This is a genomic window from Kocuria sp. CPCC 205235, assembly GCF_040980905.1.
Lineage (GTDB): Bacteria > Actinomycetota > Actinomycetes > Actinomycetales > Micrococcaceae > Kocuria > Kocuria carniphila.
This window is the reverse complement of sequence record NZ_JAVKPR010000001.1, coordinates 165,634-192,145: the sequence shown is the minus strand read 5'-3', so window position 1 is coordinate 192,145 and position 26,512 is coordinate 165,634. Positions and strand designations below refer to the sequence as shown.

Here is a 26,512-nt window from a genome sequence, read left to right as displayed (position 1 = left end):
TCCTCGAAATCTGGGCGGGGACGATTGGAACTTTACCCGCGGGGCACCCTCGGATTGACAAACTTGAACACTGTTCAATAATTGAACGGTGTTCAAGAACTTCAACGATCTCGCAGATCGCACGCTCAACGGTGAGCCGGTGACCCCCGAAGAGGCGCTCCAACTGCTCGAAACCAGTGATCAGGACATGCTCGACCTGGTGGCTGCCGCGGCCCGATTGCGGCGCGAGCACTTCGGGATGACCGTCAAGGTGAACTACCTGGTCAACCTCAAGTCCGGGTTGTGCGCGGAGGACTGCGGCTATTGTTCGCAGCGGTTGAATTCCGGCGCGGGCATCCTGAAGTACTCGTGGCTCACTCCCGAGCAGGCTGTGGAGCAGGCGCAGCACGGCATCAAGGGTGGCGCGAGCCGCGTGTGCCTGGTGGCGAGCGGTCGCGGACCGTCCAATCGCGAAGTCAACACCGTGACGCAAACGGTCGAGGCGCTCAAGGAACAGCACCCCGGGGTGGAGGTCTGTGCTTGCCTGGGTCTGCTCAAAGACGGCCAGGCCGAGACCCTCAGTGACGCCGGCGTGGATGCTTACAACCACAACCTCAACACCGCCGAGTCCAATTACGAGAGCATCTGCTCGACGCACACCTACCAGGACCGCGTGGACACCGTGGAGCGAGCCAAAGGCGCGGGGCTCTCGCCGTGTTCGGGGCTGATCGTGGGCATGCGTGAGACGGACGAACAGCTCGTCGAGGCGCTTTTCGCCTTGCGCGAGCTCGATTCGGATTCGGTGCCGGTCAACTTCCTGATGCCCTTCGAGGGCACTCCCTTAGCGGGTACTTGGCAGCTGAGCCCGCAAAAGTGCCTCAAGATCCTCGCCGTGGTGCGCTTCGTCTGCCCGGACAAGGAGATTCGCATGGCGGGCGGTCGCGAAATGCACTTGCGTTCGCTCCAGCCGCTGGCGTTGCACGTAGTCAACTCGCTGTTCTTGGGTGACTACCTGACGTCCGAGGGCCAGGCCGCCAAAGCGGACCTGGACATGATTGCCGACGCCGGCTTCACCGTTCTCGGGTCCGCTTCCGACGACGCTTCGAATGCCGACACCGCGGCCGTACCCGAACCCTACGAAAAGGTGGACCTGGGTTTGGAGCCGGCGCTGCGGCGTCGTGGGGCGGGCACGGCGGTGGCCCCCAATGCTTAAATCGGGCGAGCGATCCCTCGCCGACCGGGACCGGGGCTTGTTGTGGCACCCGTACGAAGCACTCGACGGCGAGCCACCGTACGCGGTCGAGGAAGCCGACGGCGTCAGCCTGAATCTGCGGTCCCCGGATGGCGAGTTGATACATGCCATTGACGGCATGTCGTCGTGGTGGTGTGCGGTGCACGGCTACCGCAATACACGGCTGGACCGTGCTGCGGTGGAGCAGATCAGCCGGTTCTCCCACGTGATGTTCGGCGGTTTAACCCACCAACCCGCAGTGGAATTGGCCGAACGACTCGTGGCCGTCACGCCGGAGGGTCTGGACCACGTGTTCCTCGCCGACTCCGGTTCCGTCAGTGTTGAAGTGGCCCTCAAGCTCGCGGTCCAGTATCAAGCGGCGCGGAGTCGTCCCGAGCGGCGCCGTATCCTCACGGTCCGCGGCGGCTACCACGGGGACACTACCGGTGCCATGAGCGTGTGCGATCCCGAAGGCGGCATGCACGCGCAGTTCAGCGGGCTCGTTGCGGACCAGTTGTTCGTGGCACCCCCGCCCGCAGCGCGCTTCGTTCCGGCCGGGGATCTTGCCGACGCCGCTGATCGCTTTTTCGACGCCCCCGCGCCCGACTACGCGGTGTCCGACGACGCCGCTTCCGGATGGTTCGGCAATCTGCCGGCGGGTTCGTGGTCGAGCAATACCGACGAAGTTGATCGTTGGATCTCGGAACTACAAGAAACCGCGCGGCACCACCGACACGAGCTGGCGGGCGTGATCGTCGAGCCCATCCTGCAGGGCGCGGGTGGCATGCGCACCTACGATCCTCGCTGTCTCAAGGCGCTGCGCGAGCTCGCCGATGAACTGGACCTGGTCTTCATCGCGGACGAAATCGCCACCGGTTTCGGGCGCACCGGCGCGTGGTTCGCGTGCGAGTGGGCGGGCATTGTCCCGGATGTGATGTGCGTGGGTAAGGCGCTGACCGGCGGTTACCTGACGCTGGCGGCGGTCCTCGTCTCGCGGCGGGTTGCGGTCGTCGTCACGGATTCGCCACAGCGTGCACTGATGCACGGCCCCACCTTCATGGCCAACCCGTTGGCGTGCGCGGTGGCTCATGAATCGCTGGCCATGCTTCAGGAGAGCTGGCGGCCGAGCGTGACCCGGCAGAATCTGAAATTACAAGAAATCCTGCCGACTGCCACGGAGCTGTCCACGGTGGCGGATGTCAGAGTGATCGGGGCCGTGGGGGTTATTGAATTCCACGACGCGCCGGATCGGGGCGTGCTGACTCGGACTGCCTTGGAACGCGGCGTCTGGCTGCGACCCTTCGGGAATCTGCTCTATGCCATGCCGCCGTACGTCTGCACCGAGCGCGAGATCGAGCGGATCGCCCGCGCCATGGTCGCCGCGGCAGGAACTGTCGCGCAGCAGGCGGTGAGCGCACGGTGATGGCCACTTGCCCGGCAGCTGAACCGGTCGCGGTGCCGCACTGCGAAGCGCCATCGCCTTTGTCCACGCGTGCGCAGGAGGCCACCTCATGATTGGGAAGACCGGACCGCTCGATTCCTGGCTGCACGACAAGGCGAGTACACGCGCGGACTTGGGGCTGCGGCGTCGTACCGTGGCGATCCGCGAGAACTCGGTCGATTTGGCGTCCAACGACTACCTGGGGCTGTCACGGGATCCGCGAGTTGTGGCTGCCGCGGCGGAAGCCCTGCACCGGTACGGCGCGGGATCGCGCGCGTCCCGACTGGTCACCGGAACATTGAGCGTTCACGCGGACCTCGAACGGGCCCTCTGCGATCTAACGGGACAGCCCGCCGCGCTTGTATTCTCCAGCGGGTATGCAGCGAACACTGGCTTGCTCACGGCCCTGGGGGAGGCGGACACCCTGATCGTTTCCGATCAGCACGTGCACGCGTCCCTGGTGGATGGGGCGCGTCTGTCTCGAGCGCCAGTGGTGATTTCCGGGCACAACAACGTTGAACACGTGGCGCAGTTGCTCAAGGAGCGCAGTCAGAAGCGCGCCATCGTGGTCGTCGAGTCCATCTACTCGGTGCTCGGCGATCATGCTCCACTCAAAGAACTCGCCGCGGTATGCGAACTCCACGGGGCACTGCTCGTGGTGGATGAGGCACACGGAATCGGTGTCGCTGGGCGGGGACGCGGGCTCGCACACCAGGAAGGCCTGGCGGGCCACCCCAATGTGGTCCTGACCGTCACGCTGTCCAAGGCCTTGGGCGCACAGGGCGGAGCGGTTCTGGGGTCCGAGCTGTTGCGCGATCACCTGGTCAATGTCGCGCGTCCTTTCATTTTCGATACGGCGCTCGCCCCGGCCAGCGCGGCCGCGGCAACTGAGGCGTGCCGAATCATTGTCCGCGAACCGGATCTGGCGGAACGGCTGCACGCTAACGGCCGAGTCATCGCTGAGGTACTAGGGATCGAGCACGCCCTCGCGGCAGTTCAGTCCGTACCGATCGAATCGCCGGAGTTGGCGCTCACTACGGCCGAGACCTTGCGCGATCGAGGGATTCTGGTCGGCTGCTTCCGCCCACCGTCAGTGCCGGACGGCATCAGTCGGTTAAGGCTCACGGCCCGAGCAAACGTGGAATTACAAGCATTGACGGACGCATTGAGCGAGGTCCAAGACGTCATAACTGAGTTGGGTGCCCGACCGCTCGGGGTGGTCGCGTGATGGGTAATCCTTTGGCGCGGGCGGCGGAACTCCTGACCGGGGTTGTGGTCGTCACGGGCACCGATACGGACGTCGGCAAGACCTACGCCACCGCGGCCCTTGCCTTGGCCGGGTGCTCGGCGGGGCGGCGTCGGATTGCCGTCTATAAACCGGTCCAAACGGGCGTGCTTCCCGGTGATTCCGGCGACATCGACGACGTCGCCCGCTTACTTGCCGCTGCCGGCGTACCTAGCGATCTCCTCACCACTGCCGAAGGTCAACGACTCTCGGCGCCCATGGCCCCGCCACCGGCAGCGGCCATCGACCAGGTGCCACTGTTGAACCTCGACGATCACGCGGAACGCGTTGCCGCGCTGCTGAGCGATCACGACCTGGTGCTCGTTGAGGGCAGCGGAGGTGTGCTCGTGGAACTCGACGGTCAGGGGCGCAACATCGCGGATCTGACCGAGCGCATAAGCCGCGACGTCGATCCGTACGTGGGAGTAGTGCTCGTGGGCCGCCCCGATTTGGGCACCCTGAATCACACATTGCTCAGCCTCGAAGCTTTGTATCGCAGGGGAGTGCGCGTGCTCGGAACGGTGCTGGGTAGTTGGCCCTCGAATCCGCAGATACTGCACGAGACCAATCGCGACTACATCGTTAACATCCATGCGGAGGACGGCAGGAGCATCCCTCTCCTTGGTGCCATCCCGAAGGGCTGGGGCTCCGTGGGCTGAGTATGAGGTGAAGTAACTGCAGGTCTGAAGTGTGGTGGGAGGGAAATGCCATTTCGGAGCAGGAAATCGACACTTCCCTCACTTGAGACTTCGTCGGTGCCGTTGCCTCACCTCAGACTCGCGCAGGTTGCTGGATAGTGCAGCTGCGCGGAGCATGCTCCGCGGTTAGCGCTCCGCCGGATCAGGACCCCGCCACCAACGCGTCGTACACGCGCTCGAACCGCTCGTGGACACCGTCGTAGTACTCACGAGTCTCATATTGCGGGGAGTACGTGCCAGCGGGTTCGTGATTCGCCGGTTCCACATCCGGTGCCAGTGACTCGAGCATTAACAGCGCCGTGCCGCGGGCGGTGGAGCGCTTCATCACCTGATGGATGACAGGTTTGCCCAGGTAATCGCCAAGAATCTGCAGCCACGACGGTAGACCCTGCGTCACGCTTCCCGCGGCCACGATCTTCTCGACGTCCTTGGCAGCCTCTTCCATTTCATCGGCAACTCGTCGATACGACGCCGCGATGCCCTCCAACATGCCGCGCGCCATTCCCGTGGCATGGGTGGACGCGGAGACATCGACGAACGCGGTGCGCGCACTGCCGGCCCAACCAGTGGAACGTTCGCCGGTCAGGAAGGGCAGCACCCCCGGGGTCGAAGGGGACACTGCTTCCGCCGCAATCTCGTCCAGGTCAACGCCGTCCAGATTGAGCGTGGTCTCAAGCCAGCTGATGGCCCTACCGACATCATTGAGGGCACCACCCAACAGGCATCGAGAAGAGTCGATCCGGTAACACCACAGCCCGGGCGGAATATCGTTCGGCCGGTGATGCAGGAGCACTCGCATGGCTCCGGAAGTGGCAGCCGAGACAACCATGGTCTGCTGATTGTCGCCGCCCACGCCGACGTTGGCACACAACCCATCGGCAACAGGTGCGTACCACTGGGCGTCGGAGAGAGCCTCCCAGCGTTCGGTGCGTTCGGGGTCCACGTCCGGTAGCGGCTGATCGGGGTCGAGGATCGGGGACAACACGTCCTCGGTGATTCCCGCGGCCTTGAGCATGCACTGATCCCAGTTGCCGGAGCGCCGGTTGAGCAGCCCGGTCCACGCGGCGGTTGCGGTGCCCGCTGCCGTAGTGCCCAACAGTTTCAGCCAGACATATTCCCCGATGGACATCCATCGAGCGGCTTCCTCCATGATCTCTGGCTGCGTCTCTGCGAGCCAGCGGAACCTCGGCGCCAGATAGCTCGTGTGCAGTCGGGCGCCCACGATGTCCTGGACTTCGCGCTCGTCCAGTTCTTTCCGGAGCTGCGCGAGCTGCGGTGCGCAGCGGGAATCCGCATACGTGAAACACAGGGTAATAGCGTCCCCGTCTTCGTTCACGCCCACGAGAGATGACGCGAAAGTATCGAGGCCGACGCCGCGCACTCGCCCGGCCAGCTCGGGCCGGTCACACACGAGGTCCAGAATCTCGGTCAGCTCTTCGACCACCTGATCGGGATCGATCACCGATGTGCCGTCGGAGTTAGTGGTGAAGGAATGCGGAACCTTGTGCCGGTAGCCACGGACCGGGGTCCCGGTGGCATCGTGGAGAGAGCCGCGGCTTGCCGTGGAGCCAACGTCAAGGGCCATGACCAACGGGTCCACTGCTTTCTTGAGTTCGACAGCGAACTCCACCCCGTCATCCGGTCGCGGTGTGTCCTTGTGTTTGGCCATGATTCCTCCTGCTCCATTGCGGTGGATCGACACCTTCAGTCTATGGAGCGGGGCCGAGCGTGGGGCGGGAGCAACTCGCGTGAGGGAGGCAGGAAACGGGAGAGAGCGGCGTCGGCGTCCCAAATTTTGAGATGCATGACCGACATGTGGATAGCGTCAGGGGCCGCGCGTATCCTTGAACGAACAAATCTTTCGGGTCGCGGCAACTTCGAGCCGCGTGAGAGCCCGAACCACACCTTGGGAAGGAGTCACTGTGCCGCAGCTGCGATCAGCCACGTCAACCACCGGCCGGAACATGGCGGGAGCGCGCGCCCTGTGGCGTGCCACCGGCATGGGAAGCGAGGACTTCGGTAAGCCGATCATCGCGATCGCCAACTCCTTCACCCAGTTCGTCCCCGGACACGTGCACCTGAAGAACATGGGCGAGCTCGTGGCCTCCGCCGTACACGAGGCTGGCGGTGTGGCCAAGGAATTCAACACGATCGCCGTGGATGATGGCATCGCCATGGGCCACGACGGCATGCTCTATTCCCTGCCCTCCCGTGACATCATCGCGGACTCCGTGGAGTACATGGTCAACGCCCACTGCGCGGACGCACTGGTGTGCATCTCCAACTGCGACAAGATCACTCCGGGCATGCTCATGGCTGCCCTGCGTCTGAACATCCCCGTGGTGTTCGTCTCCGGTGGACCCATGGAATCCGGTGAAGGTGTCGAGGGCGTGGTGGAGCACCGCGTGGACCTGGTGGACGCCATGGCCCTGGCCGTGGATGAATCCATCACGGACGCTCAGTTGGCCCAGATCGAGGAGAATGCCTGCCCCACCTGTGGTTCGTGCTCCGGCATGTTCACCGCCAACTCCATGAACTGCCTGACCGAGGCGCTGGGGCTGTCCCTGCCCGGTAACGGCACCACGCTGGCGACCCACGTGAACCGTAAGCGCCTGTTCCTCGAGGCCGGCCGCCGCGTGGTCGAGTCCGCCAAGCGCTACTACGAGCAGGACGACGAGTCCGTGCTGCCCCGCAACATCGCCACCAAGGCCGCGTTCAGCAACGCCATGGCCTTGGACGTGGCCATGGGCGGTTCGACCAACACCGTGCTGCACATCCTGGCTGCGGCCCAGGAGGCCGAGGTGGACTTCAACCTCTCGGACATCGACGCACTGTCCCGCAAGGTTCCGTGTCTGGCCAAGGTGGCGCCGAACTCCACTAAATTCCACATCGAGCATGTACACCGCGCCGGTGGTATCCCCGCCATCCTGGGTGAGCTGCGCCGCGGCGGCCTGCTGGATGAGGACGTCCACACCGTGCACGCCCAGACCATGGGCGAGTGGCTGGACGAGTGGGACATTCGTTCCGGCAAGGCTTCGAATGAAGCTAAGGAGTTCTTCCTGGCCGCACCCGGCGGTGTTCGCACCACCCAGGCGTTCTCGCAGGCCAACGAGTACGAGGACCACGATCTGGACGCCGCCGAGGGTTGCATCCGCGACATCGAGAACGCGTACACGATCGAGGGTGGCCTGTGCGTGCTGTTCGGCAACATCGCTGAGGACGGCGCCGTGATCAAGACGGCCGGCATCGACCCCGAGCTGTTCCACTTCAAGGGCAATGCCTACGTGGTCGAGTCCCAGGACGAGGCCGTGCACGAGATCCTCTCCAAGAACGTCAAGGAAGGGGACATCGTGGTGATTGCCTACGAGGGCCCCAAGGGCGGACCGGGCATGCAGGAAATGCTGTACCCGACCAGCTACCTCAAGGGCTTGGGCCTGGGTAAGAAGTGCGCCCTGATCACGGACGGTCGCTTCTCCGGCGGTACCTCAGGCCTGTCGATCGGCCACATCTCCCCGGAGGCCGCAGCTGGCGGTGCCGTGGGGCTGATCGAGCACGGCGATGAGATCGAGATCGACGTGGAGAACCGCGTGCTTCGGGTCAACGTCGACGACGCCGAGCTTGCGCGTCGTCGCGAAGCCAAGGGTTCCGCACCCTGGAAGCCCACCAAACCGCGAGAGCGCAAGGTGTCAAAGGCGTTGCGGGCTTACGCCTCCATGGTGACCTCTGCCGATAAGGGCGCAGTGCGCGTTGTCGAGGACTAAATGAAAGTTATTCATTTGTAGCGAAGCCGCTAGTGAAATGAAGAAGATGACCCCGTTTATTAACGGGGTCATCTTCTTGTCATATTTGCCCTTTCGGGTGGCGCGCGTGTCACAGGTAACAACCCTGGTCCTAAGCTCAGCTCTCAGGCACGCGAAGATGTACGGGCCTCATGCGAAAGGACTTTTGGATGGCACAGCAGGGCCCACACATCGGGACGACCGAAGAGCGTCAGATCCTTAAAGAGCGGTTCAACGATGAAACCGTTGGTTTCCACAAGGGACTGGGTGCGCGACAGCTTCAGATGATCGCGATCGGTAGTGCGATCGGAACGGGTTTGTTCCTGGGTGCCGGTGGCCGGTTGGAGCAGGCGGGTCCGTCGCTGTTCATTCTGTACGCGATCTGTGGTTTTTTCGGCTACCTGATTCTTCGGTCGCTCGGTGAGCTCGTGGTGCACCGGCCGTCCTCCGGGTCCTTCGTGTCGTATTCACGCGAGTTCTACGGTGAGAAAGCGGCGTACGTCTCCGGTTGGCTCTACTGGTTGAACTGGGCCATGACCGCGGTCGCGGATGCCACGGCCATTGCCATCTACATCAAGTGGTTCGGGCAGTACAGCGAGACCGTGGCGGGTATCCCGCAGTGGATCTTGGCGCTGGTCGTAGTGGTCCTGGTGGTTGCCATGAACATGGTCTCCGTCAAGGTGTTCGGTGAACTGGAGTTCTGGTTCTCGCTTATCAAAGTCCTGGCGCTCGTGATCTTCCTGATAGTTGGAATCTTCTTCGTCATGTTCGGAACACCCACCGGTTCCGAGGTCGGTTTCTCCCTGATCCAGGACAACGGTGGCCTGTTGCCGGCCGGTATTCTTCCGGCGTTGATCGTGGTGCAGGGCGTGGTGTTCGCCTACGCCGGTATCGAGTTGGTGGGAACCACTTCCGGTGAGACCCGCAACGCGGAGAAGGTCATCCCGCGGGCGATCAACACCGTGATCTTGCGTATTGCCGTCTTCTACGTCGGTTCCGTGCTGCTGTTGTGCCTGCTCCTTCCCTACACCGCCTACAGCGCCACCGAGAGCCCGTTCGTGACATTCTTCTCGTCCATCGGCGTGGATGCGGCCGGTCCGATCATGCAGCTCGTGGTGATTACCGCGGCGCTGTCTTCGTTGAACGCGGGCCTGTATTCCACTGGACGCATCATGCACTCCATGGCGCAAGCGGGATCGGCCCCCAAGTTCGCCGGAAAACTCACCAACTCCGGTGTGCCGTTCGGCGGCATTTTGATGACGGCCGGTGTCGCTGTGCTGGGTGTGGGCCTGAACTTCGTGGTTCCCGAGCAGGCGTTCGAGATCGTGTTGAACCTGGCCGCACTGGGAACCATGGCCGGTTGGGCGGCTATCACCATGTCGCACATGAAGTACGTGTCCATGGCCAGGCAGGGGTTCTACAACAGACCCTCTTATCGCGCACCACTGGCTCCTTTCACCAACTGGTTGACCATTGCGTTCCTTGCGGGTGTGATTGTGCTCATGGCCGTGGACTACCCGGTGGGCACCTTGACCCTGGGATCCTCACTCGTGTTGATCCCCATCCTGATGATCGGTTGGTTCGTGGTGCGCGGTCGAGTCCGTGCGATCGCTGCCGAACGAGAGGGCTACACGGGGGCGTTCCCCGTTCTGGCGGAGCGTCCGGTGGTGAGCGCCTTCCGAGTCGGCCGCGAGCGGTCCACCGGATCCGGCTCCACCACTTCCACGGCTTCACTGCATCAAGTTCCCAAGCCGCACACGGACGCAGCCACCACCGACACCACCAACTCCGACTAGATCAGCACCGACAAGCACACCACTGACGGGGATCATCCCTCTAAGGAGAACGAGACCATGACACAGTTCGTCGACGTACCCAATATGGCCCGATGGATCCAGCGCGAAGGCGTCGAGGGGATCATGCGCAACATGGTCAAGTACCTGGAGAGAGAGATTTCGCCCGCTGGGAGAAGTTCGACAAGATCCCGCGCGTGGCCAGCCACACGCCGTTCGGGGTGATCGAGTTGATGCCCACCTCGGATGGCGAGGAGTATTCCTTCAAGTACGTGAACGGCCATCCGTTCAACCCCGCCCGCGGCTACCAGACCGTGACCGCGTTCGGCGTGCTCGCCAACGTGGACAACGGCTACCCCACGTTCCTGGCCGAGATGACCCTGCTGACCGCGCTACGCACCGCAGCGACGTCGGGAATGGTGGGCAAGCGCCTGGCGCGCCAGGACTCCAAGCGCATGGCCATGATCGGTGCCGGCTCCCAGGCCGAGTTCCAGGCACTGGCCTTCCGTGCCGCGATGGGTATCGAGGACCTGGACGTCTACGACGTGGACCCCGCCGCGATGGACAAGCTCAAGCGCAACCTGGAACCCCTGGGCTTCCGCATCAACGCCATGACCTCCACCGATGAGGCCGTGGCCAACGCAGATATCATCACCACCTGCACCGCGGACAAGGCGCAGAACACCATCCTGGTGGACAGCCACGTCAAGCCCGGCGTGCACATCAACGCCGTGGGCGGTGACTGCCCGGGTAAGACCGAGCTGGAGGCGGCGATCCTCTATCGCTCCACCGTATTCGTGGAGTTCCCCGAGCAGACCCGCATCGAGGGCGAGATCCAGCAGGTCGAAGAGGACTTCCCGGTCGTGGAGTTCTGGAAGGTCCTCACCGATCAGGCTCCCGGGCGCACCTCGGAAGAAGAAAACACCATCTTCGACTCCGTGGGCTTCGCCATCGCGGACTTCTCCGCCCTGCGTTGCCTGCGCGATTCGACGAACGGTACGGAACTGCAGAGCTACATCGACCTGGTGGCGGAGCCGGAGGACCCCAAGGATCTCTTCTCGCTGGTGAACTCGCTCAAGCCCGTGGGCTGAGCCTCGCTCACACCCCGGCTGCAGTTTCCGCTACTGTGACCTAGATCAGTGCAACAGCACACACTAGGTACCCGGTCCCGTTCACTCCACAACTGCGAGTGAACGGGATCGTTCCGAGGGAGAAGTCCGGGGATTTTCATGGATGCATTAACAGAACTTGTGGGAACGGTGGGCGAGTACGTCTGGTACGTCGTCTTCGCGATCCTGATCGGCGTGGGGCTCTATCTGACCGTTCGTACGGGCGTGATCCAGCTGCGCGGACTCCCCGAGATGTTCCGCGTGCTTACCGACCCTCCCGGTGACGCCGAGGACGGCAAGAAGGGCATCTCGTCCTTCCGCGCGTTCACCGTGTCCGCGGCGGCCCGCGTCGGCACCGGCAACATCGCCGGTGTTGCCATCGCCATCAGCCTGGGCGGCCCGGGTGCCGTTTTCTGGATGTGGACCATCGCGGCCATTGGCGCGGCGAGCGCCTTTACCGAGTCCCTGCTCGGTCAGCTTTACAAGATCAAGTCGCGGGACGGTTACGTGGGTGGCCCGGCGTACTACATGGAGCGGGGCCTCAAGAAGCGCTGGATGGGGTTGATCTTCGCGGTCACCATCACCATCACCTACGGTTTCGTGTTCAACTCGGTGCAGTCCAACTCGATCGTGGACGCCGTCAGTGGTTCCTTCAACCTGGACATGGCCGACAGCCAGAACCTGTGGATCCGCATCGTCATCGGTCTTGCCCTGGTTGCCATTACCGCGGCCGTGATCTTCGGCGGTATTCGCTCGATCTCCAACGTGACACAGATCGTGGTTCCCGTGATGGCCATCCTGTACCTGATCCTGGGTCTGCTGGTCGTGGCGCTCAACATCACCGAGGTTCCCGCCATGTTCCTCATGATCGTCGAGGGTGCCTTCGGAATCCGCGAATTCGTGACCGGCAGCTTGATCGGTGTGATCATCCAGGGCATGAAGCGCGGCCTGTTCTCCAACGAGGCGGGTATGGGTTCAGCGCCCAACGCCGGCGCCACCGCTTCCGTGTCCCACCCGGCCAAGCAGGGTTTCGTGCAGTCCCTGGGCGTCTACTTCGACACCATGATCGTCTGCTCCGTCACCGCGTTCATCATCCTGCTCTCCAACCCGACGTTCGGCGATGAGCGCCAGGGTGCCTCGCTCACTCAGACCGCGCTGGGCGCACAGCTGGGCGACTGGGCCATTCACTTCCTGACCGTCGCGATCTTCCTCTTCGCGTGGTCGTCGGTGATCGGCAACTACTACTACGGCGAGTCCAACATTCGCTTCATGACCGGTTCTCGCGCGGTCATGACGGGTTACCGCTTCCTGGTGTTGGCGTGCGTCTTCCTGGGTGCCATTGCCGCTCTGGATCTCGTATGGTCGCTCGCGGACCTGTTCATGGCGTTCATGGCCACCATCAACCTGATCGCCCTGGTCGGGTTGGCCGGGGTCGCAGCCAAGGTCTTGCGCAATTACATGGACCAGCGCAAGGCCGGTGTGGAACCCGTCTTCCACTCCGGTGACATCCCCGGTCTGTCCGGCCTGGGCGCGTGGGACGGCACGGACTTCGTGACCACCCGCGAGCACTGGATCGTTCAGGCGGAGGAGAAGGCCGAAAAGAAAGAGGCCAAGCGCGGCTAGTCCCGTCGCGGCGTCGTCGTCATGAATCGTTCGCGACCAGGACGACGACGCCGCCCGCGCACCAGACGAAAGGCCCCTCACCTGGCGTGGTGAGGGGCCTTTCGCTACGACTGATGAACCGGGGTCAGTGAGGGTCCTTCGAATCGGAAGTCTCGCGCTTGTCTGCGCCGCGGTCCTTGCCGTTCTTCTTGCCGAGACTGCGAACGACCTCTGCGTCGATGGCGCCGGTAATGGCGTCACCGTCCGCGGTCGATTGGTCCGCGGCGTCTTTGAGGCGCTTCTCGTGGCCTTCGGGGAAGTCCTTGTCCTCGGACTCCTTCAGGGTCAGTAGCGCGCGCATGCGGTCGCGGCGGCTTTCTTCGCTCGCGATCTTCGGGCGGCTACGGAACCACCAGACCAGCATGACGAGCACCATGATCATGCCTACGTAGCCAATGGCCGGGTACACGTAACTCATGAGCGTGCCGAAGCCGATGAGGCTCACCAGGTAGCCGGCCACGCAGGTTCCCAGGAACACCGGGACGTAGCGCTTGCGGTGGTTGACGGTGATGCGGCGGCCCAGCGCGTAAAACATGCTGATGCAGGTGTTGTAGATCATCACGAACGTCACGATCACCATGCCCAGTGCAGCCGTGGGGTGCATGGTCTCGAAGAGCATGAGCATGGGGATGTCAGAGCCTTCCACGGACTCGTAATTGACCAGCAATGCCACGGCGTTCATGACCAGCAAGATCGTGTACACCACGCCACCCAGGACACCGCCCCAACCGGCCACGCGGGGGTTGGGGGTGTTGCCGCCGATCATCAGGCTCATGGAGACACCCAGCATCAGGGCCATACAGGTGTAGTTGATCGCGGACAGCCACCACGGAGACACGGGGGAATCGGCCTGCACGGCCAGATCACTCATGGCACCGAGGTCCACAGGCAGCTGCAGCATGGTGTAGATGAACGCCACGATCACGGCCACGAAGATCAGGGGTGTGACTGCGGAAATGATGTTGGTGACCTTGTTGACGTTGAGCAGGCCGGTGAGCATCACGATGCCCACCATGATGGCCGAACCGATCCAAGCGGGAAGGCCGAACTGCTGCTCCAAGGTGGAGCCGGCGCCGGCGAGCATCACGAATCCCATGGCGAACAAGGTCAGGGTCACGCTGATGTCCAAGAATCTGGAGACCACGGGGTGTGCCACGGAGCGGAAGACGCCGCGGTGCTCCTCTGCCAAGAAGTAACTGCCGATCTGGATGATCACAGCACCCGCGGCAATCATGAGAATGCCGGAGACCACGGCACCGGCAATACCCCACGTGCCGAATGAGATGAAGTACTGGACAACTTCTTGACCGGTCGCGAAGCCAGCCCCCACCAGGAGCCCGACAAAGGCCAGAGTGACTTGTAATGTTTTTCTGGCATTCACGGGTGACAACTCCTCGAATTTAGGGAACAAATGGCGAAAATCAGCGAACCTTCCCAGGATAGAGGACTACATGACAAACGCCACCTGGTGTGATAGGGCGAGTGAGATACTCGGGGCAATAGCTTGCCGAGAAAGGAGAATCGCATGGCGCAGCAATGGGAAGACGACCTCAAGGACTGGGTGGCCGGTTGGGATGCGGTGCGCGGAACCGAAGCACCGCCGCAGAACGTGGTGGCCTGGGACGGTTCAGTCCCTTCAAAGGACGGGCTCGTGTTGGTCTGTCCCGAGGATCAGGTCGTGATGGCCCGCGGCGCCGTGAATGCTCAGGAGAAGGAGGTGCTCTCGCAGGGCATCTTGCTGACGGGTGCGGTTCAGGAGCTGGACCGTGGACTGAGTTTCCCGGGTGAGTCCGGGATGTTCGATGCACCCATGGGGGACGTCACGCGGTTCGAAGTGGACGAATGGGGCAAGCCGGTAGCGCACTCCACGCTGTCCGTGCAGGACGAGGTTGCCTACATGGGCCCGCTGCTCACTGACGCCTCCACCGAACGCGATCCTGCCGAGGTGCTGGACCCGTTGGTCTCGTCCATGGCCAACGAGGCCTTTCTTGCTGATGCCGAGCGTTTGTACACCGTGGTCCCCGAGGACGAAGTTCCCGCCCGCGAGTCCCAGGGCTGGGAACGCGCGGCCGTGGTGTTGCGGTTGGGCTGAGAGCGACGTCGGCAGTTTGCAGCTGGGCCGGAGAACAGCAGGCCCCAGAACCATGTGATCCCGCCTCACTGCAAAGTAACCGTGGTTACTACGCAGTGAGGCGGGATCAATTGGTTGGTCACCCAATGACCGTCAGGCAACCACCTGACGCTTGGCGGAAATCACCCCGGTGTTGAAGCCGGCCAGGTGCAGGCCGCCGTGGAAGCGGGCGTGTTCGATCTTCACGCAGCGATCCATCACGGCGTTGAGTCCGGCGTTCTCGGCGATTGCTGCGGCTTCCTCGCTCCACGAACCGAGCTGCATCCACACGGTCTTGGCGCCGAGGTCCACGGCCTCCTGGGCCACGCCGGGCAGATCGGAGTCCTTGCGGAACGCGTCCACCATGTCCGGGACCTCGGGCAGGTCCGCGAGCGAGGGGTAGACCTTCTGGCCCAGCACCTCGTCCAACACGGGGTTCACGAAGTACACGCGGTACGGGGACGAGGACAGCAGATATGTGGCCACGAAGTAGCTGGCCCGCGCGGGCTTATTGGACATGCCCACGATCGCGATCGACTCGGTGTTGCGCAGGATGTTCAGTCGCTCGGGGGCGCTGGGGCCCACCCAGGTGCGTTCGGTGCTCATGCGTGGACTCCTTCGGCAGCTTTTTCGGACGTGGGTTCGGCGGTGGCCGCTGCGGGCGTCACGGTTTCGACGACGTCGCCCTCGCGGTTGATCCCGGTCGCGGCGGTCAGTGCCTGGTCCAGATCCCACAGGATGTCCGCGGGGTCCTCGAGACCCACGGAAATGCGAATCAGGTCTTCCCTCACGCCGCCGGATTCCAGCTGCTCGGAGGTGAGCTGCTGGTGGGTGGTGGACGCCGGGTGCAGCACCAGGGTGCGGGCGTCACCGATGTTGGCCAGGTGCGAGGCCAGCTGCAGGTTCTCGATGAACCGGCCGCCCACTTCGCGGCCGCTGAGCTGATCGGTGCCGGCTACACCGAAGGCGAACACGGAACCGATGCCCTGGGGCAAGTACTTCTGGGCGCGTTCGTGGTGCGGGTGATCTTCGAGACCCGCGTAGTTCACGTAGCCGATGCGCGGATCGGTGGCCAGCCACTGCACGACCTCTTGCGCGTTCGCCACGTGGGCGTCCATGCGCTGGGGGAGGGTTTCCACTCCCTGCAGCAGGTTCCACGCGGCCTGCGGGGTCAGCGATGGACCGATGTCGCGCAGCTGCTCGGAACGCAGCTTGGTCAGGAAGCCGTACTCACCGAAGTTCCCCCACCACGTCACGTTGTTGTACGAGGGGACCGGTTCGGTCATGGCCGGGAACTTGCCGTTGCCCCAGTTGAAACGACCGGACTCGACCACCACACCGCCCAGGGTGTTGCCGTGGCCGCCCAGGAATTTGGTGATCGAGTGGATCACGATGTCCGCGCCGTGCTCGAACGGACGGCACAGGTACGGGGTGTTGAGTGTGGCATCCACGATCAGCGGCAGGCCTGCCTCGTGGGCGACCTCCGCCAAGCCTTCCAAATCGGCGATCTCACCGGACGGGTTGGCCACGAGCTCGGTGTAAACGGCCTTGGTGTTCTCGGTGATGGCCGCCTTGTAGTCGGCTGGATCGGTGCCGGGAACAAAGGTGGTCTCCACACCGAAGCGCCGCAGGGTCACGTCCAACTGCGTGACCGTTCCGCCGTAGAGCTGGGAGGAAGCCACCACGTGATCGCCCTGTCCGCACAGCGCGGCAAAGGTGATGAACTCGGCAGCCATACCGGAGGCCGTTGCTACCGCGCCGATACCGCCCTCGAGGGACGCAATCCGTTCCTCCAGCGCAGCCACGGTGGGGTTGCCGATGCGCGAGTAGATGTTGCCGTACTTCTGCAGCGCGAAGAGGTTAGCGGCGTCGTCGGCGTCTTTGAAGACGAACGAACTGGTCTGGTAGATCGGGACGGAACGGGCGCCGTGCTCGGCGTCCGGGGTGCCGCCTGCGTGCAGTGCACGGGTGCGGAAACCGAACTGGTGCTCGGCCATAGGGCTCCTCCTTGTCGGCCGCGTACAGCTCCCGTCCGAACACTGCCCGGGGCCGCGCAGCACTCCATCGGTCCTGGCGGTAGCACCGTGCAGTAGGCCGATCGCTGCGGGTTGCTGCGGCGTCGTCGATCCAGGTCTCTCGGCCGCTCGGGATGGTGAGTCCATTGTGTCGCGTGGGTGTCGACGTTCACAAACCGGGGCCCGCCGGTGACCACGGTGCGAGACGGCCGTCGACGCCGCCGCGCGGGACCTCCCGCGCATCCGCGGTGAATTAGGCGTACTTCCCCGGGTTCATCCGGCGGAGATTTTCTCGAGCGACTTCCGTGAGGTTCTCGAGGGGGAGGCCGGCGGGGCAGACCTCCATGCAATCGCCCAAAAGGGAGCAGGGGCCGAACTCGTGCTCGGCGGCGTCGAGCACCTTGCTCGAGCGTTCGTTCCGTTCCTCCGGAGTCTTGGCGAGCGGCGGGAGTTCCTTGAGCAGCGTGCCCACGTACAACTGGCCGGAACCGTTGGGGCAAGCCGCCACGCATGCGCCACAGCTGATGCAGCCGGCGTTGCCCAGGGCCTTGAGTGCCACCGGGAACTTGGCCTCCTTGGCCACCCGCCGCAGAGCCTTCTTGTCCACGGACAGATCTTTCTTGACCGGGAACGAGCCCGCGCGCATGGGTTCGATGAAGATCTCGTCCCCATCGCGGTAGGCCCGCAGTGACTGCGTGCATGATGCCTGGTTCTTGTCCGGGCCGTGGGGCACGCCGTCCACGGTCACGCCGCACTTGCCGCAGATGCCTTCCCGGCAGCCATCGTCAAAGCTGACGGGGTCATCGCCCTGGCGAGTGAGGGTTTCGTTGACCGCGTCGAGTAGGTCCAGAATGCTCATGTCTTCGCGAGCCTCGACCGGGCTCACGGCCACGAACGTGCCCTGATCCTCGGCGGAAGCCTGCCGCCACACGTGCACTGTCAGCAGCATCAGCGCACCACCTTGGCCTGTACGGCCACGGGGATGGTGACGTTTCCGAGAGCCACAGTGGCACCCACCAGCTTGGCCATGGCCTCGATCAATTGGGCGCGCTGTTCGGTGGTCGTGAAGCCTGCGTCCATGGCGGCCGTGCGCACGCCGTGAATCATGTGGCCCGCCAAGGCAGCCATGGATGCGGTGTAGAAGAACGCGACGCTCGGGCGGGACAGGCTTGCCACCAGATTGCCGTAGGCGTCCCCGTGGCGATGCTTCACTGACGCCGCCGGACGCGCCCCCACCGTCAGGTCCGCCACGTGGTAGGCCGTGAACAGGCCGAGCACCACGCCCGTGGAGCGCATGGAGCGGGCAATGATCTGGGGGACCGAGCGACGTCGGCCGCGAGGGCGCCTGCGCTGCTTGCCCGTGAGTTGGAGCTTGAGGTCTTGAACCGTGCTCTGGACCGTGTGGCGCTCGGCGCGCATGGCTCGCAGTGTGAGCTCGGTGCCGGCCATGATGTGGCTCGTGGCGCTTGCGAGCAGTCCCACTCGAACCACCCACAACACCGAATTGCGCGGCAGCACCGGTGCACCGATCATGCGGAGGAATTCCGCGTACTCGTTGTAGTGCTTCCGGCCCAGGTAGACCTGCATGTTCCCGGCCATGTGCCCCGCGGTGAACAGGCTCAAGATGGTTCCGGAGGCGGCCATCGCGAGTTTGAGCTCGGCGTTGGTGGCGTCCTTGAACATCACTTCCCACGCGCTGGGCTTGGGAGTGGAGTCGGGGGTAACCGTCGGGGGCTGAGCGGCGGGATTCATCACTGAATCATCCTAAGAGTTCTGCGCGCAAGTATCAGTACGAGCGCCCCGGGAAGTAACGAACAACTCAATCCCCCTGGTGCGGGGGCGGATTTCCAACGCTCGAGGGAGTTGTCGAACGTTGCCTAGCCGTAGCCTGGAAGATCAGGAGCAACCAGGTGATGACTAGGAGCGCTGGATGACTGATTCAGGTGACGACCCGCGGCAAAGCACTCGCGGCCATGCCCAGGACCCCGGCGGCGATCAACCCCTCACGACCTTCAGCGAGCGGCCTCAACCGAACTTTGCGCTGGATCCGTTCCACAAGGTGCTCCTTGCGGTCAGCATGATCGCGGCCGTGGCGCTGCCGGTGTACTTCTTCCTGCGGTCCTTCGGAGCCCAGGGCGACTTCGCCCTCCATTACGACTTCACCGGCGACGTGACCCGCGAAGGATCTCTCCAGGAAGCCGCCGTCATCCTCGTACTGCTGAGTCTGCTGACGATCGGTTGCGGAGTGCTGACGCGATACCCGCGGATCTTCAACTTCCCTGTGACCCTCACCCGGGAGAACGTGCAGCGCCAGTACAAGAACGCCGTCCAGATGCTGGTGTGGATCGTGGCCGGCATGGCGGCCATTTTGGCCATCATGGTGGGCGGCTGGCTCGGGATCCTCAGCGTGGACCTGATGTGGTTACCGCTCGCGGCCATGGGGATCGTCCTGATCGTGTTCATCCGGAGGATGATCTTGCTCCGCTGAAATCGTCGGGCCGGTTCAACCCCTCCGGCCCGACGACGCCGCTCAGCGCTTTTCCTTGCTCAGCCCACGTTTATTCGCGCGTCGCCAGGACCTCGGCGATCGCGTCAAGCGCTTCCTCATTCTGCAAGGAGGAGCGGTCGCCCAAGGTCTGCCCCTCGTAGAGCTGGGTCAAGAGGCGACGAGTAATCTTACCCGAACGAGTCTTGGGCAGATCCGGCACGGCGATGACCTCGCGGGGTTTGGCGATCGGGCCGATTTCCTGCGCCACATGGGCGCGGAGTTCTTCTCGAACCTCATCCGCGGACAGAGACTGCGCGTCCGCCGTGAGCACCACGTAGGCCAGAACGGCGTGTCCGGTGACGGGATCCTTGATGGGGGTCGCGCCGGCCTCGACCACGTGCGGGTGAGTCACCAGCGCGGACTCGATCTCGATGGTCGACAACCGGTGCCCGGACACGTTGATCACATCATCCACGCGACCCAGGATGTACAGGTCGCCCTCGTCATCGGTGCGCGCGCCGTCACCGGCGAGGAACCAGCCGCGCTCGCCGTAGGCCGACCAGTACGAGGACAGATAGCGCTGCGGATCGCCCCACACCGTGCGGGCCATGGACGGGCCGATCTTGTCGACCACGGCGAAGCCCTGCAGGTTGGGACCCACCTGCTCGCCGGACTCGTCGAGCACGCGCACCGAGATACCCGGGACGGCGCGCGTAGCACTTCCGGGCTTCAGGGAGGTGTGCGGAGCGGCGTCGTCGAACGTGCCGGGAGGCGCGAATTGCGGGTCGTGCGGACGCGGTGAGGCCACGCACGAGCCCGTCTCGGACTGCCACCACGTGTCCACGAACGGGACCTCGTCGCGGCCGACCTGTGCGCGCAGCCAACGCCACGCCTCGGGATTGATGGATTCGCCCACCGACCCGAGCAGGCGGATGGAGGAGAGGTTGTAGACCTGCGGCAGGCCCTTGGGGAAAGCGCCCATGAGCGAGCGGATCAGCGTGGGGGCGGTGTAGTAATTGGTCACGCCGTAGCGTTCGATGACCTCGAAATGGCGCCCGTAATCCGGGGTGTTGGGGGTGCCCTCGTAAATCACTTCGGACACGCCGTTGGCCAGCGGGCCGTAGATCTCGTAGGTGTGCGCGGTGACCCACGCGAGGTCGGCGGTGCACCAGTGAACGGTCGAATCCACCTTGGCCGGATCATTCACGGCGGAGAGCTCGTCCGGGCGTAGCGCGCCGTTGGCATCGGGCACGTCCGGGAGCAGATCGAACATCAGGGCGTGCGTGTACGCGGTCTGCACCAAGTACCCGCCCATCGTGTGCACCAGGCCCTTGGGCTTACCCGTGGTGCCGGAGGTGTAGATGATGAACAGGGGAGTCTCCGCGTCGAAGGCCTCGGGCTCGTGCACGTCCGAAACGTCCGCGGTCAGCTCGTGCCACCACACATCGCGGCCGCGAGTCCACGGCACGGTGTCCTCCTGCTTGGAACGCAGCCCGCGGGTTCCGCGCGGCAGATCCATGCGGCCGGGTCGCGAGGTGCGGCGCACCACGATCACGTGCTCGATGTCGTTCTTGCCGCTGCACGCCTGGTCCGCGTTGGTCTTCACGGGGACGACGGCGCCGCGCCGGTTCTGCCCGTCCGTGGTCACCAGCACCTTGGCGCCGGTGTCCTCCACGCGGAACTTGAGGGCCTCGGCGGAGAAGCCTCCGAACACGAGGGAGTGGATCGCGCCGATGCGCGCGCACGCGAGCGTGATGATGACCGTCTCGGGAATCACCGGGAGGTAGATGACCACGCGGTCGCCCTTCACTACACCGAGTTTCAGCAGCGCGTTGGCGGCCTTGGAGACCTCACGCTGCAGGTCCGCGTAGGTGTAGACCAGGCGATCCCCGGGTTCCCCCTCGAAGTACAGGGCCACGTGATTGCCGCGGCCGGCCTCCACATGGCGGTCCACGCAGTTATAGGAAACGTTGAGTTTGCCGCCCTCGAACCATGCGATCTCCGGGACGGAGAGGATGTCGTTGCCGTCATCGTCCGTGCCGATTTTCTGTGGCTTGTCGAAGCGGTGAGTCGTGTGCCACGGCTCCGCCCAGTCCAGACGGGTCGCCTGCTTGGCCCAGAACTCCTCGCGCGCCTCATCCGAGATCAGCGCGGGATTGGGCGTGGGCGAGTAAGGGTCTGAGAAGGAAGTAATCTCGATCAACTCCATCGTCTCCTGGCATTAGCACCTTGCACCGCACGGGTACCGGTTGCTGCGACGTCAACGAGCCAGGTCTCTCGGCCGCTCCGGATGGGAACCGTTCCATTCAACGTCTCTGGGGGGTGCGCTCGCAAATTGAGTCCGCGAGCGGTGCCTGAACATTTTTGGCAGAGGTTCGCACGTCAAAGGCGGCAATGAACATTCCTGGCAGAGGTTCGCACGTCAAAGGAGACCATGGACATTTTTGGCAGGGGGTCGCACTAAACACCGGGGTCCGGGCGTGAACCTCTGCCCCTAATGTCGACGGCCCGTGGGGAATGCCGGCCGCGCTCTCGATTACAGGACCAGTGCGACTACGGAACCAGTGCGACTACGGAACCATCGCGCTTACGGAAACACTGCGCCTACGGAACCACCGCACCTACGGAAACACCGCGCTTACAGAACCACCGCACCTACAGAACCCGAGGGCCCTACAGAACCCGCGGGGCCTCGATCAGCGGGCAGGTGTTCATGACCACTTTCACCCCGGCGGCCTTCGCCCGTTCGGCAGCGGCCTGATCGGTCACACCCAGCTGCATCCACACCGCTCCGGCACCAATGTCGATCGCCTGATCCACCACTTCACCCACGCGGCTGGAGTTCACGAAACAGTCGACCACGTCCACGTGCCCCGGGATGTCCTCGAGCGATCGATAGCCCGTCTCGCCATGTACGTCCTCGCCCGCCAGATTGACCGGGATGATCTGCTGCCCGAACTCGTCACGGATCCGGCGGGACACCGCAAACGCGGGTCGCGTGCGGTTGGTGGACAGCCCAACAATGGCCCACCGCCCCGGGGTCGCGAGTAGCTCGCGAATCAGGTCCGGATCGTTGACGTGGCGATCACTCATATGACCATCGTCTCACTGTGAATCAGCTCGGTCATTATGTTTCACGAGCCGCCGGAGGGGCCACGGAAACGGTACAGTGGGGCGCAGAACGATCATGAGTTCCGACGCACAGCCCTGGCTTGTCGGACGGCAACCCTCTCCCGTAGCGGGGTGCCCCAGGTGAGGATCGGGCCGCATGGCACACCGCATGTGGCAAGTACGGCGCCACACAAGCGCGCTGGACCCGCAGAGTAGGCCGCCGCAGGTGGTGCACGGGGCGCGGGTCGAGTTCGACCCAAAGGGGCACACATGAGCAAAAAGCGGATTTCCGTGAACGCCTTCGACATGACGTGCGTGGACCACCAGAGTTTCGGTCTGTGGCGTCATCCGCGGTCCAAGGCCACCGAGTACAACACCATCGAGTACTGGACCAACCTGGCCAAGACGCTGGAGAAGGGCAAATTCGACGCCCTGTTCCTGGCGGACGTGGTGGGTATCTACGACATCTACAAGAACTCCGCCGCGCCCTCCGTGTCGGACGGCGCGCAGGTTCCCGTGAACGATCCGTTCATGCAGATCTCCGCCATGGCCGCCGTGACCGAGCACCTGGGCTTCGGTGTGACCAGCGCGGTGACCTACGAGCAGCCCTACACCCTGGCCCGCAAGTACGCGACGCTCGATCACCTGACCAAGGGCCGCGTGGGCTTCAACGTGGTGACCTCGTACCTGCCCTCTGCCGCGGAGAACCAGGGTTTGCCGCGCCAGATCGAGCACGATACCCGCTACGAGATCGCCGAGGAATTCCTCGACGTCTGCTACAAGCTCTGGGAGGGTTCCTGGGAAGACGGCGCCGTGGTCAAGGACCGCGAGGCCGGCGTCTACGCTGACACCCAGAAGGTCCACCCGATTCAGCACTCGGGCAAGTACTTCACCGTTCCGGGTGCCGCGCTCACCGAGCCGTCCCCGCAGCGCACCCCGCTGATCTTCCAGGCCGGTGCGTCCTCGCGGGGCCAGGCGTTCGCCGGACGTCACGCGGAGGCCGTGTTCATCGGCGGCTTGCGTCCGGATCTCACCCGCTACGTCACGGACAAGATCCGCGAGCAGGCCGAGGAGCAGGGCCGCCACCGCGACGACGTCAAGATCTACGCGATGCTCTCCGTGGTCGTGGACGAGACCGAGGAGAAGGCCCAAGAGAAGTACCGGGAGTACCTCTCCTACGTGAACCTGGAGGCATCCCAGGCGATCATCGGCGGTTGGTCCGGCGTGGACCTGAGCCAGTTCGACGAGGACGAGGCCCTGAACTACATCAAGACCGACTCCATCCAGTCCTTCCTGACCCCGTTCACCCTGCAGTCCAAGGACAAGAAGTGGACCCGCGAGGAGATCGCCAAGCACTGTGCCCTGGGCGGCATGGGTGACGTGATCGTGGGATCGCCGGAATCCGTGGCCGATCAGCTCGAGACCTGGGTCGACGAGGGCGGCCTGGACGGCATCAACCTGGCCTACCACGTGAGCCCCGGGTCCTTCGAGGACTTCGTGGAGTACGTGGTTCCCGAGCTGCAGAAGCGCGGCCGCTACCGCACCGAGTACGAAGGCTCCACCCTGCGCGAGTCCCTCTACGGCGCCGGCCAGCCCCAGGTCATGGACACCCACCCCGCCGCGCAGTACCGCGGTGCGTACGCCGACAAGCCGTCCGTGGCGGACACCGCCGCTCGCGAGCTGGTGGGCTAACAGCCTCAAGAACGACGACGCCGCTGTCGCGACCTTTCGCTCGAAAAGGTCGCGGCAGCGGTGTCGTCGGTGTTAGAGCAAAGCCGACGTGAGGCGGCAGACGTTCTCGACGTACTTCTGCCGCATGGGGCGTTTGTTCCAGAGATCGAGGTCGAGCAGCGTGGAGGAGGCCTTGAACTCCTCTACCACTTCCTCCATGCGGTCGTGGAAACCCTGGTCCACGATCATCACGGACACCTCGAGGTCCAGGGCGAAGGACCGCTCGTCCATGTTGGAGGAACCGATCACGCTGATCAGGTCGTCCACGAGCACGAACTTGGCGTGCAGCACCGTGGGGGAGCTGTAGCGGTAAATCTTGACCCCGGCTTCGGCGAGCTCGGAGTAATAGGAGTTCTGGGCGTGGTGGGCCAAGAAATGATCCGAGGATTCACCCACGAAGATCTCCACGTCCACCCCGGACTGCGCCTCGGTGGTGAGCGCGTGCAGCAGGGATTCGTCCGGTACGAAGTACGGGCTGGAGATCACCACGCGCCGGTTGGCGTTGTAAATGAGGTGGTTGAACAGGCGCAAGTTGTTCTCGGTCTCGAACCCGGGTCCTGAGGGGACCACTTGCGCATACACGGGGCCTTCGACGTCCGTGAGGACCTCGGTGGCCTCGTCCAGGAGCAGGTCGTCGGTCTCCGAATACCAGTCGGAAACGAATACCGCGTTGAGCTCGGCAACCACGGGGCCGGAGCAGCGGATCATCAGATCCTTCCACTCCAGGCCGCGGCGGACGTTCTTCTTCTTGTTGTACGAGCGATGAATGATGTTCTGCGAACCCGTGTAGGCGATCGAACCGTCCACCACCAGGATCTTGCGGTGATTGCGCAGGTCGGGGCGCTGCCACTCACCTCGCCACGGGCGGATCGGCAGCATGCGTCGCCAGGGGATGCCGGAGGCGTTGAAACGGCGGACCAGTTCCGCGTAGCCGGGGTAGCCCAGCGAACCCACGTGATCGATCAGGATGCGCACCCTCACACCGCGTTCGTGGGCCCGAACGAGCGAATCCAGCAAGACCTGGGACACCCGATCCGTGGCCACGATGTAGAACTCGAAGTGCACGTAATCCGTGGCGCGGTCCACGTCACGGGCCATCTGCGCCATGGATTCATGGTTGTCCGTGAGGATGTCGAAGCCGTTGCCGCCCACCATGGGCAGTGCGCCCAACTGGTAGTTCAGCTTGGCGGTCGTGGTGACCCACTCGGGCAGGTGATGGAACTCCTCGCCCAGGGCGAAGTCCTCCGGGGTGTTCTCCCGAATGATGTCGTTCATCTTGGCCTGCTTCTCCATCCGCTTTCGCGGTAGACGGGAGGAACCAACGACCAGGAACAACAACAGCCCCGCGTAGGGCAGGAGGAAGATGGCCAGCAGCCACGCCAAGGCGACGGAGGGCCTGCGGTTATGCGGGATCCAGCCGAGCGCAACGATTCGGACCAGCAGGTCGATGACACCCAGGATCACCAGGATCCACTCTGGGACAGTGTCCGGGGAGAACAGTTCGTAGGGGGTCCAGGGGAACATCAGCCGGCTAACTCAGTTGCTTCAATGCGTCTCCGGGCGGACATGCACATACGTGGATTCGGAGCCGCCGCTCGGGCGCTCCTCAAAACCGTGCGTGAGAAGCAGCCGACATGCGGGCTGATTACCCCACGGCACGGAAGCGTTCACCGCGTTGACCTGGGAATTCTGGAAGGCCAGCTCGACCAAGTAGGGGAGCACCTCGCCCGCGTACCCCTGATTCTGTCGGTTCGGCACAACGGACCCGACGACCTCGAGTTCGTTGTCGATGGGCGGGCCCACAAAACCTGCCATGCCGATTATCTGACCCGATGCCGCGTCCACCATGGCAAACATCGAGTACATGGTCTCGGTGAAGAAATAGCTGCCGGCATCCAACGCGGTCTGAGCCCAGTCCTGATCCTCGGGAGTCGGAAACCCCTGGGCGAACTGTGGCAAGTCTGTTGATTCTGCGATCGACTCAAGCTCGTCCTGGGTGAACGGACGCAGCAAGAGACGCTCGGTACGAATCGATCGTTCCGGGCTGAGCTCTTCAAGAACCTCAGTCATGGTGTCTGTC

20 protein-coding genes, 1 pseudogene and 3 riboswitches are annotated in these 26,512 nt (G+C 63.8%); of the genes and pseudogenes, 11 read left to right on the top strand and 10 right to left on the bottom strand.

Going from position 1 to position 26,512, the window contains the following annotated elements:
* Window positions 1-88 precede the first annotated feature (88 nt).
* The 4 genes from bioB to bioD all read left to right on the top strand — a co-directional run bounded on the left by bioB (window position 89) and on the right by bioD (window position 4,595).
* Window positions 89-1,192 carry a biotin synthase BioB gene (gene bioB / locus RF638_RS00895; RefSeq protein WP_095796211.1) on the top strand — a complete coding sequence of 368 codons (1,104 nt, stop codon included), beginning with the start codon at window positions 89-91 and terminating at the stop codon, window positions 1,190-1,192.
* Complete coding sequence (locus tag RF638_RS00890; protein WP_129700909.1) at window positions 1,185-2,633, top strand: aspartate aminotransferase family protein; 1,449 nt, start codon at window positions 1,185-1,187, stop codon at window positions 2,631-2,633. The genes bioB and RF638_RS00890 overlap by 8 nt, the downstream gene beginning before the upstream one ends.
* Before the next feature lie 88 nt (window positions 2,634-2,721).
* Window positions 2,722-3,879 (top strand): 8-amino-7-oxononanoate synthase, encoded by a 1,158-nt coding sequence (locus RF638_RS00885; protein WP_129700911.1) that lies wholly within the window; start codon window positions 2,722-2,724, stop codon window positions 3,877-3,879.
* Entirely contained in the window at window positions 3,879-4,595 is a 717-nt protein-coding gene (gene bioD / locus RF638_RS00880) for a dethiobiotin synthase (protein ID WP_095796214.1), read from the top strand. Before RF638_RS00885 ends, bioD begins: the two co-directional genes overlap by 1 nt.
* A 181-nt stretch (window positions 4,596-4,776) precedes the next feature.
* Here the strand turns inward: bioD and RF638_RS00875 are convergent, their stop codons facing one another.
* On the bottom strand, window positions 4,777-6,303 hold the full coding sequence (locus RF638_RS00875) for a gluconokinase (protein WP_129700913.1): 1,527 nt from the start codon (window positions 6,301-6,303) through the stop codon (window positions 4,777-4,779).
* A 253-nt stretch (window positions 6,304-6,556) separates the two neighbouring features.
* Between RF638_RS00875 and ilvD the strand changes: the two genes are divergently transcribed.
* The 4 genes and pseudogenes from ilvD (at window position 6,557) to RF638_RS00855 (ending at window position 12,938) form a co-directional block, all read left to right on the top strand.
* Window positions 6,557-8,395 carry a dihydroxy-acid dehydratase gene (ilvD, locus tag RF638_RS00870; RefSeq protein WP_095796216.1) on the top strand — a complete coding sequence of 613 codons (1,839 nt, stop codon included), beginning with the start codon at window positions 6,557-6,559 and terminating at the stop codon, window positions 8,393-8,395.
* A gap of 188 nt (window positions 8,396-8,583) precedes the next feature.
* Entirely contained in the window at window positions 8,584-10,209 is a 1,626-nt protein-coding gene (locus RF638_RS00865; RefSeq protein ID WP_095796217.1) for an amino acid permease, read from the top strand.
* Window positions 10,210-10,266: 57 nt separating this feature from the next.
* Window positions 10,267-11,297, top strand: a pseudogene (locus tag RF638_RS00860) (ornithine cyclodeaminase).
* 138 nt (window positions 11,298-11,435) lie between these two features.
* Window positions 11,436-12,938, top strand: coding sequence for a sodium:alanine symporter family protein (locus tag RF638_RS00855; RefSeq protein ID WP_129700917.1), 1,503 nt, complete (start codon window positions 11,436-11,438; stop codon window positions 12,936-12,938).
* A gap of 124 nt (window positions 12,939-13,062) precedes the next feature.
* On the opposite strand, the gene RF638_RS00850 is transcribed toward RF638_RS00855, so the two are convergent.
* Complete coding sequence (locus tag RF638_RS00850) at window positions 13,063-14,358, bottom strand: hypothetical protein (protein WP_368841229.1); 1,296 nt, start codon at window positions 14,356-14,358, stop codon at window positions 13,063-13,065.
* A gap of 144 nt (window positions 14,359-14,502) precedes the next feature.
* Between RF638_RS00850 and RF638_RS00845 the strand changes: the two genes are divergently transcribed.
* The gene (locus RF638_RS00845; protein ID WP_129700919.1) at window positions 14,503-15,069 is read left to right on the top strand and encodes a hypothetical protein; all 567 of its coding nucleotides are present in this window, start codon (window positions 14,503-14,505) and stop codon (window positions 15,067-15,069) included.
* 132 nt (window positions 15,070-15,201) lie between these two features.
* Here RF638_RS00845 and RF638_RS00840 read toward each other — a convergent pair whose 3' ends face one another.
* From RF638_RS00840 to RF638_RS00825, 4 genes are all read right to left on the bottom strand, one after another.
* Window positions 15,202-15,693, bottom strand: a complete 492-nt coding sequence (locus tag RF638_RS00840) for a CoA-binding protein (RefSeq protein WP_095796220.1) — start codon at window positions 15,691-15,693, stop codon at window positions 15,202-15,204.
* Window positions 15,690-17,084, bottom strand: coding sequence for an O-acetylhomoserine aminocarboxypropyltransferase/cysteine synthase family protein (locus RF638_RS00835; RefSeq protein WP_368841228.1), 1,395 nt, complete (start codon window positions 17,082-17,084; stop codon window positions 15,690-15,692). The genes RF638_RS00840 and RF638_RS00835 overlap by 4 nt, the downstream gene beginning before the upstream one ends.
* A 61-nt stretch (window positions 17,085-17,145) precedes the next feature.
* A riboswitch (SAM riboswitch) is annotated at window positions 17,146-17,243 on the bottom strand.
* Window positions 17,244-17,355: 112 nt separating this feature from the next.
* Window positions 17,356-18,051, bottom strand: coding sequence for a succinate dehydrogenase/fumarate reductase iron-sulfur subunit (locus RF638_RS00830; RefSeq protein WP_095796222.1), 696 nt, complete (start codon window positions 18,049-18,051; stop codon window positions 17,356-17,358).
* Complete coding sequence (locus RF638_RS00825; protein ID WP_259916401.1) at window positions 18,051-18,854, bottom strand: succinate dehydrogenase cytochrome b subunit; 804 nt, start codon at window positions 18,852-18,854, stop codon at window positions 18,051-18,053. Before RF638_RS00825 ends, RF638_RS00830 begins: the two co-directional genes overlap by 1 nt.
* 178 nt (window positions 18,855-19,032) lie before the next feature.
* Here RF638_RS00825 and RF638_RS00820 point away from each other — a divergent pair, with 178 nt between their 5' ends.
* Window positions 19,033-19,590, top strand: coding sequence for a hypothetical protein (locus RF638_RS00820; protein ID WP_129700923.1), 558 nt, complete (start codon window positions 19,033-19,035; stop codon window positions 19,588-19,590).
* A 70-nt stretch (window positions 19,591-19,660) separates the two neighbouring features.
* Here the strand turns inward: RF638_RS00820 and RF638_RS00815 are convergent, their stop codons facing one another.
* Together RF638_RS00815 and RF638_RS00810 are read right to left on the bottom strand one after the other, a co-directional pair.
* Entirely contained in the window at window positions 19,661-21,799 is a 2,139-nt protein-coding gene (locus RF638_RS00815; protein WP_368841227.1) for an AMP-binding protein, read from the bottom strand.
* Window positions 21,793-21,887: riboswitch (SAM riboswitch) on the bottom strand. Its footprint overlaps the gene before it by 7 nt.
* Window positions 21,888-22,263: 376 nt before the next feature.
* The gene (locus tag RF638_RS00810) at window positions 22,264-22,683 is read right to left on the bottom strand and encodes a CoA-binding protein (RefSeq protein ID WP_129700927.1); all 420 of its coding nucleotides are present in this window, start codon (window positions 22,681-22,683) and stop codon (window positions 22,264-22,266) included.
* Between the two features lie 90 nt (window positions 22,684-22,773).
* A riboswitch (SAM riboswitch) is annotated at window positions 22,774-22,888 on the top strand.
* Window positions 22,889-22,971: 83 nt separating this feature from the next.
* Here RF638_RS00810 and RF638_RS00805 point away from each other — a divergent pair.
* Window positions 22,972-24,393 (top strand): LLM class flavin-dependent oxidoreductase, encoded by a 1,422-nt coding sequence (locus RF638_RS00805; RefSeq protein WP_095796226.1) that lies wholly within the window; start codon window positions 22,972-22,974, stop codon window positions 24,391-24,393.
* A gap of 72 nt (window positions 24,394-24,465) precedes the next feature.
* On the opposite strand, the gene cls is transcribed toward RF638_RS00805, so the two are convergent.
* The gene (gene cls / locus RF638_RS00800; protein WP_368841226.1) at window positions 24,466-25,956 is read right to left on the bottom strand and encodes a cardiolipin synthase; all 1,491 of its coding nucleotides are present in this window, start codon (window positions 25,954-25,956) and stop codon (window positions 24,466-24,468) included.
* A 21-nt stretch (window positions 25,957-25,977) separates the two neighbouring features.
* Window positions 25,978-26,502 (bottom strand): GNAT family N-acetyltransferase, encoded by a 525-nt coding sequence (locus RF638_RS00795; RefSeq protein ID WP_095796228.1) that lies wholly within the window; start codon window positions 26,500-26,502, stop codon window positions 25,978-25,980.
* Between the last annotated feature and the right edge of the window lie 10 nt (window positions 26,503-26,512).

What these genes read in the sequence shown, in the direction of transcription:
- RF638_RS00890 (WP_129700909.1), top strand. Translation starts at nt 1,185, where the DNA reads ATGCTTAAATCGGGCGAGCGATCCCTCGCCGACCGGGACCGGGGCTTG.
- RF638_RS00885 (WP_129700911.1), top strand. Translation starts at nt 2,722, where the DNA reads ATGATTGGGAAGACCGGACCGCTCGATTCCTGGCTGCACGACAAGGCG.
- bioD (WP_095796214.1), top strand. Translation starts at nt 3,879, where the DNA reads ATGGGTAATCCTTTGGCGCGGGCGGCGGAACTCCTGACCGGGGTTGTG.
- RF638_RS00875 (WP_129700913.1), bottom strand. Translation starts at nt 6,303, where the DNA reads ATGGCCAAACACAAGGACACACCGCGACCGGATGACGGGGTGGAGTTC.
- RF638_RS00865 (WP_095796217.1), top strand. Translation starts at nt 8,584, where the DNA reads ATGGCACAGCAGGGCCCACACATCGGGACGACCGAAGAGCGTCAGATC.
- RF638_RS00855 (WP_129700917.1), top strand. Translation starts at nt 11,436, where the DNA reads ATGGATGCATTAACAGAACTTGTGGGAACGGTGGGCGAGTACGTCTGG.
- RF638_RS00845 (WP_129700919.1), top strand. Translation starts at nt 14,503, where the DNA reads ATGGCGCAGCAATGGGAAGACGACCTCAAGGACTGGGTGGCCGGTTGG.
- RF638_RS00840 (WP_095796220.1), bottom strand. Translation starts at nt 15,693, where the DNA reads ATGAGCACCGAACGCACCTGGGTGGGCCCCAGCGCCCCCGAGCGACTG.
- RF638_RS00835 (WP_368841228.1), bottom strand. Translation starts at nt 17,084, where the DNA reads ATGGCCGAGCACCAGTTCGGTTTCCGCACCCGTGCACTGCACGCAGGC.
- RF638_RS00830 (WP_095796222.1), bottom strand. Translation starts at nt 18,051, where the DNA reads ATGCTGCTGACAGTGCACGTGTGGCGGCAGGCTTCCGCCGAGGATCAG.
- RF638_RS00825 (WP_259916401.1), bottom strand. Translation starts at nt 18,854, where the DNA reads ATGAATCCCGCCGCTCAGCCCCCGACGGTTACCCCCGACTCCACTCCC.
- RF638_RS00820 (WP_129700923.1), top strand. Translation starts at nt 19,033, where the DNA reads ATGACTGATTCAGGTGACGACCCGCGGCAAAGCACTCGCGGCCATGCC.
- RF638_RS00815 (WP_368841227.1), bottom strand. Translation starts at nt 21,799, where the DNA reads ATGGAGTTGATCGAGATTACTTCCTTCTCAGACCCTTACTCGCCCACG.
- RF638_RS00810 (WP_129700927.1), bottom strand. Translation starts at nt 22,683, where the DNA reads ATGAGTGATCGCCACGTCAACGATCCGGACCTGATTCGCGAGCTACTC.
- RF638_RS00805 (WP_095796226.1), top strand. Translation starts at nt 22,972, where the DNA reads ATGAGCAAAAAGCGGATTTCCGTGAACGCCTTCGACATGACGTGCGTG.
- cls (WP_368841226.1), bottom strand. Translation starts at nt 25,956, where the DNA reads ATGTTCCCCTGGACCCCCTACGAACTGTTCTCCCCGGACACTGTCCCA.
- RF638_RS00795 (WP_095796228.1), bottom strand. Translation starts at nt 26,502, where the DNA reads ATGACTGAGGTTCTTGAAGAGCTCAGCCCGGAACGATCGATTCGTACC.